Annotated in this window: 12 protein-coding genes and 1 pseudogene; 3 read left to right on the top strand and 10 right to left on the bottom strand. The window is 46.6% G+C overall.

Features of this window, described 5'->3' with window-relative positions:
* Positions 1-53: 53 nt before the first annotated feature.
* The 8 genes and pseudogenes from QUA34_RS24765 to QUA34_RS24730 form a co-directional block, all read right to left on the bottom strand.
* A pseudogene (locus tag QUA34_RS24765) lies at positions 54-179 on the bottom strand (DUF3574 domain-containing protein); the annotation flags it as partial.
* 12 nt (positions 180-191) lie between these two features.
* A complete protein-coding gene (locus QUA34_RS24760; protein ID WP_333389716.1) occupies positions 192-383 on the bottom strand; it encodes a hypothetical protein in 192 nt (63 codons plus the stop codon).
* Positions 384-761: 378 nt separating this feature from the next.
* Positions 762-1,109, bottom strand: a complete 348-nt coding sequence (locus tag QUA34_RS24755) for a hypothetical protein (protein WP_333389715.1) — start codon at positions 1,107-1,109, stop codon at positions 762-764.
* Positions 1,110-1,442: 333 nt separating this feature from the next.
* Positions 1,443-2,525, bottom strand: coding sequence for an ABC transporter ATP-binding protein (locus QUA34_RS24750; protein WP_333389713.1), 1,083 nt, complete (start codon positions 2,523-2,525; stop codon positions 1,443-1,445).
* 132 nt (positions 2,526-2,657) lie between these two features.
* Positions 2,658-3,521, bottom strand: a complete 864-nt coding sequence (locus QUA34_RS24745; protein ID WP_333084392.1) for a carbohydrate ABC transporter permease — start codon at positions 3,519-3,521, stop codon at positions 2,658-2,660.
* A gap of 71 nt (positions 3,522-3,592) precedes the next feature.
* Positions 3,593-4,501, bottom strand: coding sequence for a sugar ABC transporter permease (locus tag QUA34_RS24740; RefSeq protein WP_333327578.1), 909 nt, complete (start codon positions 4,499-4,501; stop codon positions 3,593-3,595).
* A gap of 201 nt (positions 4,502-4,702) precedes the next feature.
* Positions 4,703-6,019 carry an ABC transporter substrate-binding protein gene (locus tag QUA34_RS24735; RefSeq protein WP_333389712.1) on the bottom strand — a complete coding sequence of 439 codons (1,317 nt, stop codon included), beginning with the start codon at positions 6,017-6,019 and terminating at the stop codon, positions 4,703-4,705.
* Between the two features lie 546 nt (positions 6,020-6,565).
* Complete coding sequence (locus QUA34_RS24730) at positions 6,566-7,930, bottom strand: DUF4912 domain-containing protein (protein ID WP_333327573.1); 1,365 nt, start codon at positions 7,928-7,930, stop codon at positions 6,566-6,568.
* Between the two features lie 566 nt (positions 7,931-8,496).
* Here QUA34_RS24730 and QUA34_RS24725 point away from each other — a divergent pair.
* Both QUA34_RS24725 and cysS read left to right on the top strand, forming a co-directional pair.
* The gene (locus tag QUA34_RS24725) at positions 8,497-8,619 is read left to right on the top strand and encodes a hypothetical protein (protein ID WP_333389710.1); all 123 of its coding nucleotides are present in this window, start codon (positions 8,497-8,499) and stop codon (positions 8,617-8,619) included.
* Between the two features lie 103 nt (positions 8,620-8,722).
* Positions 8,723-10,261, top strand: a complete 1,539-nt coding sequence (gene cysS / locus QUA34_RS24720; protein WP_333389708.1) for a cysteine--tRNA ligase — start codon at positions 8,723-8,725, stop codon at positions 10,259-10,261.
* Between the two features lie 91 nt (positions 10,262-10,352).
* Here the strand turns inward: cysS and QUA34_RS24715 are convergent, their stop codons facing one another.
* A complete protein-coding gene (locus tag QUA34_RS24715) occupies positions 10,353-11,303 on the bottom strand; it encodes an alpha/beta fold hydrolase (RefSeq protein WP_333389706.1) in 951 nt (316 codons plus the stop codon).
* 144 nt (positions 11,304-11,447) lie between these two features.
* On the opposite strand from QUA34_RS24715, the gene QUA34_RS24710 reads away from it, so the two are divergent.
* On the top strand, positions 11,448-12,557 hold the full coding sequence (locus QUA34_RS24710; RefSeq protein ID WP_333389704.1) for an AI-2E family transporter: 1,110 nt from the start codon (positions 11,448-11,450) through the stop codon (positions 12,555-12,557).
* Positions 12,558-12,620: 63 nt separating this feature from the next.
* On the opposite strand, the gene QUA34_RS24705 is transcribed toward QUA34_RS24710, so the two are convergent.
* The gene (locus tag QUA34_RS24705; protein WP_333389702.1) at positions 12,621-13,556 is read right to left on the bottom strand and encodes an OmpA family protein; all 936 of its coding nucleotides are present in this window, start codon (positions 13,554-13,556) and stop codon (positions 12,621-12,623) included.
* Positions 13,557-13,649: the final 93 nt, after the last annotated feature.

Here is a 13,649-nt window from a genome sequence, read left to right as displayed (position 1 = left end):
ATTTTAAATCACCCTAACCTTCCTTCAGTCTTGTCTTATGGTACTCTGGCTGCTTAAAAACTGTCCGGAGTATTGATTTTAGAGTTTTCTCTAATCAGAATTCCAGAGCTGTTGAGAAACTGCCCGGAGCCGTCTAATACGCTTAGCCCTTGCCGAAAGCGAGGGGCAATAACTGCCTTGACAAACTCCTGCTATTCTGATTCATCAATTGTCTCGCATCCCGGTTTTGTTAAGCCAAAATATAGTTCATCTTTGAGGAGATTTGTTTGCTTGGCATTAGTCTCCGAAGTTTCGGGAAGTTGAGCGGGGGCAATTGTCGCAGGACAAACAGGCAGGATGAACAGCAGGCCTGTCAAGCAAAGACTGTTAATATATTTATTCATCAGGAATTACGCAGAAATTCTATATTGTGGGCCATTGTTTCTAGCGTGCCCTTGAAATGCTGATTAAGAATCCTGCAATATCTCAGTTTTAACCACCGAGTCTGATCAACGGTTTTTTAACGCGAATTTGATTTAATTTAACAAGATAAAAAACTTCCAACTCAAAAACCCAGTTTCTCAGGTGAAACTGGGTTTTTGAGCATCTGTTCTAGTTTATTTATGCTCGCCTACTTGATTGCGTCTGCCGTATTAAGTAGCTCAACTTATTTAAACGTCAAACTTTTCAGGTGTTCAGAAACCCGGAAGGGCGAGCACTCTTGGCTGCGCCCCGAAAGCAATCAGGTTTCTCAAAGTGTTATATTTTTTTAGGTAGAGCTACTAATCCTTTAATTCGCGGATACTTCTCTTAGCAGTATCTTGATACATCTCCCCCATTTCTTTCACGGCTGCTCCTGCCTCTTGGCCAATCTTCTGGGCTCGTTCGCCGGGAGAGTCTGAGGTTTCGCGAGCTTCTTGCCTCCATTCCCGTGTTGTTTGGGGTCTTTCAGGATTGTTGAGCTCAGACTTTGAGCTGGCTTGCGCGCCAAAACCTTTGTTACTGCTTCCCGCATCAACATTTGTTGTTAGGAGCAGAAAACCGACTAGGACAACACTCAAAAAACTCTTGATTTGAAAACCCTTAAGCAGGGAACTGATGCGAGCAATGGCTGTGGAAATCAAATTCATCTCAGTAATACTCCCTAAGTTAATTGGTGATAATTTTCAACATTTTTTCATCTAATTGACTCGCTCCAAAATCAGCAGCTAATGCGAGGTAAAGCCAACTTAGCTTTAACTTGCGATTAACCACCTAAATAGAGTTATAGGTTAGCGATAAAATCTGGTTAACACGCCACCTATGTGTCAGCCAATTAGCTTTTTCACACATGAATATCACGTTAACAGCCGCCAAATATTTCTACCTCTAACTAAAGTCATAACTTAGTTAGAAGCAAAAAACATATTTTTATACACATGGTTAGACAATTTTTAATCAATCATGCTCTGCAGGGCAAATTCTTATTGCAAGCGATCGCCCGTTTTCACGTCAAACCAGTGCAGCAACTGAGGCGGAAAAACCAGCTCTACAATTTCGAAATTCCAGTGGCGGTCATTTGGCAGCAAAGCCCGCACCGTTACTGAGTCCACACCTTTAACTCGGACGCTAACTAAATTTTGCATTCCCAAGTTTTCCACTAAAAAAACCTCACCTTTAATTGCCTCTGGGGCAGACATCTTGCCGGCCTCTGCATCTGCAAAGCCGACGTGTTCGGGGCGAATTCCCAACACAATTTCTGGTGGCACAGTCGGCATATCTGGGAGTCGAACTCGAAAATCGCCCAACTGAGCAAAATTTCCCTGGCATTTAAGCACGAGCAAATTCATTTGCGGGCTGCCCACAAAACCAGCTACAAACTGATTTGCCGGACGAGTATAAATTAAGTGTGGCGGGTCTAGTTGCTGCACGTTGCCGCTGTTGAGAACTGCGACTTTGGTAGAAAGCGTCATTGCTTCGGTTTGGTCGTGAGTTACGTACACTACAGGAGCTTTTTGGGAGGAAAATAATTGTTTGAGTTCGGCCCTAACTTTTTCCCGCAATAATGCGTCAAGATTGCTCAAAGGTTCGTCGAGCAAAAATACTTCCGGTTGGCGCACTAATGCGCGGCCGAGGGCGACTCGCTGCCGCTGTCCGCCTGATAGTTTTCCTGGTTTGCGATCGATTAATTCCGTCAATCCGAGGGAAGTTGCAACTTCCGTCACTAACCGATTGATTTCGCTGGAGGGGATTTTGCGAAGTTTGAGGCTCGATGCCATATTCTCGTATACTGTCATGTGCGGATACAGCGCGTAACTTTGAAAAACCATTGCAATATCCCGATCGCCCGGTCTGAGATAAGTGACATTGCGATCGCCAATTCTAATCTCGCCTCTAGTTGGCTGTTCCAACCCTGCAATTAACCGCAGCGTCGTAGATTTGCCACACCCCGACGGCCCCAGCAAAGTCAGAAATTCTCCTTCGCTGACATCCAAACTAATGTCTTTTACGGGAACTACTTTAGGGCTGTAGGTTTTATTGAGGTTTTTGAGTTGCAATTTTGCCATGATTTTTAAAGTGTTGACTGTTGACTGTTAACTGTTAACTGTTGACTGTTGACTGTGTTGTTTGACTCGTTCCCAGCAAGAGCCCGGGAACCAGTTCAATCTAAAATCTAAAATCTAAAATCTAAAATCGATTTATCCTTTTACTGCCCCCGCAGTTAAACCCTGAACAATGCGCCGCTGGAACACCAAAACCAGCAAAACCAAGGGCAAAGTTCCCAAAACGGTAGCTGCGGCGATCGGGCCGTAAGGAATCTCAAACACTGACACCCCGCTGAGTTGAGCCGTGGCGACAGGAATAGTTTTCAGAGATTCGCGAGTCATAAATGTTAGTGCAAAAATAAACTCGTTCCAAGCTGAAATAAATGTTAAAATTCCAGTTGTGACTAACGCCGGAAATGTCATCGGTAGCACGATTTGCCACAGCATTTGAAAAGTGTTGTATCCGTCAACTTTAGCCGCATCTTCCAAATCTTTTGGCAACTGTTGAAAGAAACTTCGCATTACCAAAATTGTCAGCGGCAGATTGATAGCAGTGTAAGGAATAATTAATGCTAAATAATTATTGCCTAAATCCAAAGCTTTGACAATTTCTAGCAGTCCCAAAAATAGCAGCACTGCCGGAAATAGGGTAACTATCGTCACAGTTGCCAGGATGATTCTCTCCCCCCACAGCCGCAACCGGGCTAAAGCGTAAGCTGCGGGAGCGCCTACTGCTAAACACAGCAATGTTGAAGTAATGGAAACAAAAGCGCTATTTAAAATGTAAAGTGCAAAGGGGCGGCGCTGGAATAGGGACAGGTAATGCTCGAAAGTAATTCGTTTGGGAATGTAGACGTTTGGAATCGCTGAAATATCCGCATTTACTTTGAAAGAAGTTAGCACTTGCCAGATAATGGGTGCGAGAAAATATGCGACGATTAATATCGCTGAAATTGGCAAGATTAATTGCCGGATGTCAAAGGTTTTTTTGCTAGGTTGTTCGCGGGCGATCGACATAATTTATACCAATCAAATAAATGTGCAACTGTGGGTTATCTCAAATCTAAAATCCCCAATCTAAAATCGTCTTAGTTTCCTCCGGCTGCATTGGTGCGGGCTCTCGATAACAGGTAAGCTGCGATCGCAACTGCTGCCACTAACATCAAAAAAGTACACACCACCAAAGCCGCCCCGTACCCAAAGTCTAAATACCTCATGACCGTGCTGTAAATGTAGATAGAAACCGTCTCCGTTGCCCCCGCCGGCCCCCCTCCCGTCATCACCTGAATCAAGTCAAAAATGCCGAAAGATTGGGCAAATCGAAACAGCAAAGCAATCACAATTTGGGGCATCAGCAGGGGCAGGGTAACTTGACGGAAACTCTGCCAGCTACTCGCGCCGTCAATCGCGTGTGCTTCGTACAAATCACCGGGAATTGACTGCAATCCTGCTAGCAAAAGCAAGCTGACAAAGGGCGTAGTTTTCCACACATCTGCTGTAATCACTGCCATCATTGCCAAAGTCGGATCTCCCAGCCAGCTAATGCTATTTTGAATCAATCCCAAACGCCTTAAAATGTCGTTAATTACGCCGTATTGGTCGTTAAAAATCCACGCCCAAGCTACTCCCATCAATGCAGTCGGCAGCGCCCAAGGTAGCAGAGAGATTGTGCGAACAATGCCGCGCCCTGCGAAGGATTGATTTAAGACTAAGGCAATGCCCATACCGAGAATTAATTCCAGCACAACAGAGGCGACAGTAAATACAGTGGTGTTGCCTAAAGTTTGCCAGAAACGCCCGTCGCCTAACATTCGACTGTAGTTAGCAAAACCGGAAAAAACCAGTTTTAATTCAGTACCGAGGTTTTGGGTGAATAAACTCAGCCAAAAAGCGCGCAATATTGGGTAAGCAAATACTAGCATCAGAATTATCAAAGCTGGTGCTACTAATATCCATCCGGTTTTTTGTTCGCGCTGTCGCATCTTGTCTAATTGCATATTGTTCACCTTTTTCTCGTTTGATATTAATAAGATGGACTTTGTATCTCTCGCTTGTAGCCGAGTCGCGCTCCCCCTAAATCCCCCTTAATAAGGGGGACTTTGAAGGTTCCACTTCTTCCCTTTTTAGAAAATACTTTACAGGTTCCAGTCCCCCCCTTATTAAGGGCGGCTAGGGGGTATCGATCTGAAAGCAAGAAGTTACGAAGCTTGGGGTTGTTTCAAACTGCCTAATAAATTACGAGTTTCGCTAGCTGCTGCTTTCATTGCTTGTTCTGCACTCATTCTCCCGGTAAAAGCTGAACTCAAATAACGCTGCAAAATATCAGAAGCTTGAGCGTATTGTGCCAGGGGCGGGCGCAAAGCTGATCGTTCCACTACTTTTAGCAGTTGCGGGTAGTGGGGATATTTGGCGACTATTTCTTTGTTGGTAAATAGGGATTTATAACTGGGAACTAAACCGGTTTGTAAAATAAATTTGCGCTGGGTTTCCTCGCTGGTAAGGTACTGAATTGCTTTCCACGCTTGTTCTGGATGTTTTGAGGTTTTGGCAATTCCCCAGCCCCAGCCGCCCAAGCATGAACCGCCTGTTTTACCCGTACTGCTGAGCATTGGCTCGATCGCAATTTTGCCTCTAACATTCGATCCTTCGGCATTTGCCAGCTTCCAAACATAGGGCCAGTTTCGCAAAAAAAGCGCTTTGCCGTTTTGAAACAAAAGCCTGGTTTCTTCTTCGCCGTAGGTGGTGACACCCGGAGGAGAAATGCCAGAGGCGATCGTATTTTTGAGAAATTCCACTGCTTTAATTGCCTCCGGTTTATCTAACCCAACTTCAAAAGTTTGTGGGTTAGCCCAGAAGCCACCGAAACCGGAGAGCACTTCGACAAACATCGCAGATACTCCCTCGTATTGTTTGCCTTGCCACAGATAACCCCAAGTTGCTTTTCCCTGTTTCTGCAAGTTTTGAGAGATTTTTACCATCTCTTCAAAAGTTTTCGGCGCTGGAATTTTCGCTTGTTCTAAAATGTCTTTGCGGTAATAAAGCATTCCGGCATCGGAAGCATGGGGAATTCGGTAAAGTTTACCCCGATACCGCCCGCCTTCGACGTTACCTTGAATGAATTTTGATAGTTGTTCGGGGGGAATTCTGTCTGTCAAATCGCTTACCCAACCTGCGGCTGCAAATTTGGGAACCCAGACAATATCCATGTTGATGATGTCGTAGGGCGATTCGCCTAAAAGAAAGGCAGATGTGTAAAGATTTTCTATGAGGTTGCTGTCAAAAGGCCCTTCTATGAGGTTGATGCGAATCTTGGGGTTTTTCTGTTCAAATTCTTTGACAAAGGGTTTCCAGTTAACAAGGTCTTGACCTTGCATTAACATGGTGAGCACGACGGGCTGTTGAGTCAGTGCCGGCAGAATAAATAAAAGCAAGACGGTGGCTAATGTGACAGCGAATAAGGCTAAAAGACGGGGACGCTTCTGGCTTCGTTGCTGCGAGGAATTTATTTTTTGCATTTGCTTTTGAGAAATGGCGGTGCGATCGCCTTCTTTCTCTCATAACTCGCTTTCTTTTGTTTCGCTGCATTTACCGAGTTTGTGCAATAAAAATTTAAGTAAACTTTAGCTTACTTAATAATGCTTGAGTGGAAAGTGCAAATTTTGATTTAATTGATTAGATGGCGAGTTAAATCAACATCTATCTACAGATAGATATTAAACCTATTACAAAAATCATCAACTATCTTGAGATTATCTGCGTTTATCTGTATTTATCTGCCTGTCATCTGCGGTTGATCCTTCAATCAAAGATTTATGCAATTCAAGTCTATTGAGAACATTTAAATAAATAATTTTTCCTTCTTCCTTCTTCCTTCTTCCTTCTTCCTTCTAAATACAAAAAACACCGCTCCTCAAAATAGGAGAACGGTGTATAGGGGGTGTTATGGGTTGTTGTCTGGGATTAACCTTAACAAATCACGATCGGCTCAGCCTATGCCTTGTGATGGTTAAAAAATTGGCACAAACCTGCATGATCTGTCGCTGATCGATCGACCTTTGCGATTAGCCCAACCATTCCACAACAGCATCCTGCTTGGTATTGGTGCGCCGTTCTGGGGTTTCGCGGTTGAATTTCAAGTGGATGGCGCGGTTTTGTTCGCCGTCTGCTGCTACTGCAAAAATCGGATAGTCGATTAAGCCGTCTTGGAAGGACATCTGGAAGCGGAAAGTGCCGTCGGGATTGAGTTTAATCGGCTGTCCGCCTACGTAGACGGTAGCGTCAGGCTCGGTGGCGCCGTAAACGATCAGTTCGGCATCAGCAACTAACCAGAACTGGCGGGGGCGCATCGGGGCGGCGAAGCCAACTCCCGACATACCAACACCTGACATACCGAAACCGGACATGGTGAGGCCGGACATACCGACACCCGACATGGTGAGGCCGGACATACCGACACCCGACGCGGTGAGGCCGGACATACCGACACCCGACGCGGTGAGGCCGGACATGGTGGGAGCCGCCCACATTCCGACGCCGGAGGGGAACACGTAGGAACTGAGAGCTTGTTCGTGGATGCCGACTTGCTGGACGGAACCGGCGACGTGCTGCATGGAACCGAAAATAGAACCCGCTACCCGCAGGGATTCGGCAGATTCTGCCATGCCGAAGATTTGTTCGTAGATAGCGTTTTCGGTGCTGTAACCGAAGCCATTGGCTGCTTGTGCCATTTTCTTGGCCGGAGGAACCAGTTCGGCGAAGGTTTTGCCTTGCAAGTCTTCTTCCCAGTCGAGGGTGATGAATTGATCTTCAATCCAGTCGCTGGGATAGACGGGAGGAACGCGGACTTCTGCCGATCGAGCTAATACCAGCCAGCGGCCATCTGCACAGCGGTAGCCGATGTCGATCGCGTAGTCCCGATCGCTCACGGGGATTGGCACGTACCATTCCCGCGCCAATTCGTCGCAGGGATATTCTTGAATGCTGTGCGGGCTTTGAATGTCGAGGTTAACATCTGTAACGTCGTAGATCCGCAGGGCTAGTTGCTGTCCTCCTTGGCGACGCAACTCTTCTTTACGATCGTTGGGAATGTCCCAGTAAGTGTAGGCCCATTCTGGGTCGCGGGGCATTAAAACCACCCGGCTTTCGCCGTAGCCGTTGGGCAAATCTGCTAAACCTTCATCTACAGACGACAAAGAACCGCCTGTTCTATCTTCTTGACCGAGTTCAAACTTTGCTGCTTCCACTGCTTCTTGTGCCTCTAGTTTGCGAGATGGGCTGTAGGAAAATTTGGTGCGCTGAATTTCTTGAATAGATGCCAGGAGTTGCGATTTCCGCATTCGGCTGTAGCGAGAGACTCCACATTCGCTAGCAACTCTGCGGAGTTGTCGCAAAGTCATCTCTTCTAATGGTGGGCGTTCTTTTGCCATGAGTTGGTTCTCCACTAATTTAGGATGGCGGGTTAGATTTTTTTCTTCCAACACAAATGTGTTGACTTTTTGAGTTAGAAACTCTTTTAAATCTACATATTATCGAGCTTCCAAATCTCTCCAACCTTTGAAGCCTTGCTTGTTTTTAGCTTGTCTTGTGCCCCATGCGATCGGGGGTTTGGACTTATTGGCTTCTGCGCGCACCGTCCGATCTAAATAAAGCTTTATCTGTCGATTCTTGATTGACTAGATCGATTTTGTGAGTGCGACCGGTGCTGCTAGCAACGCTGTGCTGGCAGCACACGCGCTATTCGACTCCCAGGGCTGCTTAATCGAAGCATTTCTTTGGGATCGCTTTGTCATGACTTAATGTTGCAGACAAGTTGCGATCGGGTCAAGGGGTCTTTTCCCTCAATTCTGGGTACTTATACGCATTTTCGTGATTTTGGGGATCACTTTGTCAGGGAATCTTGACAATCAAGGGCTTGTGGGGATCGTCACGGAAACAAGTGTCAACATTCCCTGACATGAATTAGATGTGAGATTGAGTCGGCCAGGGCGGTACTATGGATAGAGGAGATTTAGTACAAAATTTGCTAGGCTGGCTGTTGGGCGATACTCTTGTGCAAGCTTCGCTAACGGGCGATCGCAACTACAAACCAACAGTCCAGGACGCAAAAATAGTTTGACACGCTACTTATACAGATAAGGTGGGTACTGCACACCCTACAGATAGAGCTTCTGCGTAAATCTTGTAAAATCTAAAATCTAAAATCTAAAATCTAAAATCGAATGACTCTAACGCTTTACAACAGCTTGACCCGTCGCGAATCACCTTTTGAACCCCTCGAACCCCCAAAGGTGCGGATGTACTGCTGCGGCGTTACGGTATACGATTACTGCCACGTCGGCCATGCGCGCGCTTACATTGTTTGGGACATGGTGCGGCGTTATCTGATGTGGCGGGGATACGATGTGCGCTACGTGCAGAATTTTACAGATATTGACGACAAAATTCTCAACCGCGCCCGCGAAACCAATTCCACAATGGAAGCCGTGGCGGAACGCTTCATCGAGGAATATTTTGTAGATATGGACAAGCTGAATATTCTCAGGGCCGATGAATATCCCCGCGCCACCCATACAATGGACGGCATTAAACGGCTGATTCACGAATTAGAAAATAAAGGTTATGCCTATGCGTCTGGCGGCGACGTTTACTACAAGGTGAGGCAGTTTGCCGATTACGGAAAACTTTCCGGCCGCAAGTTGGAAGAAATGCAGGCAGGGGCTAGCGGTAGATTGGAAACCGCAGAAATAGAAGCTCAAAAAAAGCAAGATTCCTCTGATTTTGCCCTGTGGAAAAGTGCTAAACCGGGAGAACCTGCTTGGGATTCATCTTGGGGAAAAGGTCGCCCCGGATGGCACATCGAATGTTCGGCGATGGTGCGCGATTGCTTGGGCGAAACAATTGACATTCACTGCGGCGGTTCCGATTTAACTTTTCCGCACCATGAAAACGAAATTGCTCAATCTGAAGCCGCGACGGGCAAGTCACTTGCTAATTATTGGATGCACAATGCTTTTGTGACTGTCAATGGCAGAAAGATGTCGAAATCTTTGCACAATTTTATTACAATTCGCGATTTGTTGGAGGGGAATTGGTCGGGTGATTTGGAATCTAACCCCCCCCAGCCCCCCCTTGGTAAGGGGGGGAGTAAGAAGGAAGGAAGCGAGAAGTCAAAAGCGGTGGAACCGATGGCGGTGAGGCTGTTTGCGTTGATGGCGCAGTACCGCAGTCAAATTGATTTTACCGAAGAGGCGATCGCTAGCGCTCGAAATGGCTGGAATACCATCAATGAAGGTTTGCTGTTTGGCCTTCGATATAATTCTCAACTAAGTTGGGACGTTGAGAAAACTGGACAGGATGGCAAAGCTGTGCAGGAATTCCAATCAGCGATGGACAATGATTTCAATACTCCCGGCGCTGTGACGGTTTTGTTTGAATTGGCTAAGGAATTGGCCAAAGAAGGCAATATTTTAGTGCATCAGGGAAAAACAGAAACTTCGCCAGATTTGTTGCAGCAAAAATGGGTAACTTTGGTGAGTTTGGCGGGAGTTTTGGGTTTAGAAGTTCAGCCGGAAAGTGATAGCAATGATGCTGTTGACGGTTTGAGTGATGCGGAGATTGAAGCGATGATTCAGCAGCGGAAAGATGCCCGAAAAGCGAGGGATTTTGCTGAGGGCGATCGCATTCGCAACGAACTTAAGGATAATGGGATTACTTTGATCGATCAAAAGGATGGTACAACCATCTGGCACAGGAGTTGAAATTTAGAGTTTTTTAACCGCAGATGAACGCGGATGAACGCAGATGAAATTCCATCCGCGTTCATCTGTGTTCATCTGCTGATATCTGCGGTTAAAAACTCCCATTGACAAACTCCGCAACAGCCGCGACAAATTCTGCGGTTGATTCGTAGGGTAAAACATTGCGCCCCGGCATTAATAAACCTTCAGCATGGGGAAAAGTTGTTAAATATTGCGCTAATCTTTCATCCGGTTTCTCTTCCTTACCCGCTTGACTGATGCTTGAGGCTTTTTCTCCCATCACAATGAGTGCGGGTCGATCGAACTTTTGAATCGTACCGCTATAATCCTGGCGCCAAAACCCTGCTAAAAACGAGAAAACCGCGTGACGACTGTCAGGATTTGCCGCCCCAGCCTGCAAAGCATCCAACCATTCGCTGTCAACTTTTGCCGCATCGCCAAAAAGTTGTTTCACTGAAAAAGAACGCAAAAACTCAGCGCGTCTGGCGTAGCGGTAAAAAGCGTTTCCCAGGGGAGAATTTAACAAATTCCAGACAATCCGTTGCTGTCTTTCGGTCGAATGTTTGTTCATTACCGCCCAAGCTGGAGGCCCTGCGAGGACTAACCCGCGAATTAAATTTGAGCCGCTTTCCTGCTGCCTTTTTGCTAAAGCCAAGGCTACACATAGTAAAGCACCTTGTACGAGGACGATCGCAGGTTTTTTGACTACAGTTTCCAAGAAATGCTGCAACTGTGCCGCCCAATCGTCAGGATAGCAAGCCACAGCCGGCATTTCGCAATCGCCGCAGCCCAAAAGGTCGGGATTGTAAATCGGGTTAGTGTTCCCTGCTTTGTACCAACTCTCACAAAATCTCTGCCAAAAGATTCTTGACAAACCAACTCCTATCGGATGAATTAATAACAAAGGGATGCTATCTTCTGTCGCAGTAGTTGGGTTATAAACTTCATAAGCACAGCGATAATTTTGCCATTCGTAAAACAGAGTTGGTGGCTTTATAGACGACATGGTGGAGAAATCTTGGGTTGAATATTGTGGTTGCATATTATTTTTTTGTGCCTATGTTACTTTTTATTATAATATGAGTAGGTTCGGGTTTTACCCGACATATATTTGGTAACTGACAAAATAAATAAACCCGCCCTGCGGGAGCACATAAGCGCGAATACAAACCTTTATTACTTAATTATGTCAGAACAGCGGATAACTATTTCTTTACCTAACTTGCTGCTAATTGTAGCATCGTCCTTGCTGCTAGTGCTGCTGTGGCAATTGCGGAGCCTGCTAGTAATTCTAATGATATCAGTTGTGCTGGCCGCATCGATCGTCCCGATCGTTAATTGGGCCCAAACGATGCGGGTTCCCCGCTGGCTGGCGGTGATTATGGTTTATTTAACTCTCATCGGCGGATTTAGCGGGACGGTAGTGTTAATCGGGCCCACGGTAATCGAACAAATAGAGTTACTGCTGCGGCAGTTACCAGTTTATGTCGAAAGTTTGCGAACTGTGGCAACTAATGTATTGAGTCGCTTAAGCGACGATGCCCCAACCTTGGTGGGTCTGGTGGACACTCAATCGCTGACTAATTGGCTGATTCGATCGAGCCAACAACTGGTTTTGCGATCGTACAGTTTAACCAGAGGCATTCTCGGCGGTTTCTTCAGCTTAGTTTTAGCATTATTTATTTCAGGTTACATGGTTGCCGACAGCGACACATTAATCAAAAGTTTGGTGCAGTTTTTCCCGAAACCTTGGGATGCAAAATTAGCTTCACAAGCGGCGCCAATCGGTCAAAGAATGGGGAGTTATATTCGAGGCAGAGTCTTAGTTTCGGGCATTTTAGGGATATTTATTACCACAGGTTTGAGCATTTTGGGAATGCCGGAATTTGCTTTAGGCTTGGGTGCGATCGCCGGTGTGACAAACCTGATTCCCTTCATCGGGCCAGTATTGGGAGCAGTACCAGCATTAATCGTAGCATTAGCTAAAGGTGGCTGGGTACTTGTGTGGGTATTGCTGTTATTTGTAATCATCCAAAACTTGGAAACTTACGTCCTCGATCCTTTGCTTGTTGGTTCGTCGGTTGGGGTGCATCCTTTGTATCAATTGCTGTCTGTGTTGGGAGGCGTACAAGTATTGGGAATTATTGGGGCAGTAATTGTGCCGCCTTGGTTTGCGGGAGTGGCAGCTTTGATTGAGAACTTGTATTTAAAACCGAAGCTGAGGAGTGAACATCGAGAGACAATAAATCAAGCCAAAAATAATTCTGACTTGCCGCCTCTTACACCGTCGGCGTGACAGTAACTACCTCCTTGACAATTCAACAGAGTATCTACAAATTCGCCGACTAAAGACTAAAAACTAAGGACTAATTGCCACTTCAATGCGGCGGTTACGCTGCCGATTAGTATCAGAACTATTATCTACCGAAGGCCTACTTTCTCCATAGCCGATCGCCACCCAATGATACTTCTGACCGAGTACACCAGACAAATACTGCACCACCGCCTGAGCCCGCGCAAACGACACATTGCGATTATCCGCCGCTTCCCCCGCGTCGTCAGTATGGCCCGCAACCCGCACAGTTGCCCCCTCATGATTGCCCAACTCCGCCACCAAATTGTCCAAAATCGCATTAGTTCCCGGGCGCAAAGAAATGCTGCCAGTATCAAACAAAACATCGCTGGGCAGAGTCACCATCAGCCCATCCCCCCCAAACACCGGATTATTGGCATTCTGTGGCGCAGTATTCACCGTTTCAGGGTTCAGACTGGGGCTGCTGCCGATCGCCGGTAAAGCAGGAACAGGACTTGTGGCCGTTTCCGGTGCCGCCAATTCCCGCGACATCAACTGCAAACGCTTTTCCAAAGTTTCCGTCGGGCGGCTGCTGCCCAACTGACTCTCCAAAGCAGCCGTGCGACCAATCAGCGCATTGAGTTCGCCCTGCAACTGTCTCAAATCCGACTGCAATTTCTCTCTCTGGGCAGGACTGACTGTTGACTGGGGAGTCGGTGTAGCGGTGGGTGGCGGAAGCGCCGGAATTGGCGTTGCTGGGGCGCGTTTCGGGCTGGAGGTCAAATTTTGAGTTACACGCAGCAATCTCTCTGCCAGTGGCATTTCCGTCGCGCCTGACGGATAAATTTGAGCGATCGCGATCCCCAGAACCCACGCAAAACCGCTACCCACTCCCAACAGCAGCAGTCGAAAAATCAGCGATAGTACAAGCAAACCTTTTCCCCGCGACTTGGAGACACGAGTGGGGGGGATTGAAGGTTTTTGGTTAAAAGATCGCGTCATATTTCATCCCTCTCGGTGTACATACCAGGTTAATTTCGATACTATCTTACCTATCCGATTTCAAATTTGAGATTTAAGATTTGAGATTTGTCC

The organism is Microcoleus sp. POL10_C6 (assembly GCF_036701585.1).
Taxonomy (GTDB): domain Bacteria; phylum Cyanobacteriota; class Cyanobacteriia; order Cyanobacteriales; family Microcoleaceae; genus Microcoleus.
This window is presented reverse-complemented; position numbering and strand designations above follow the sequence as displayed.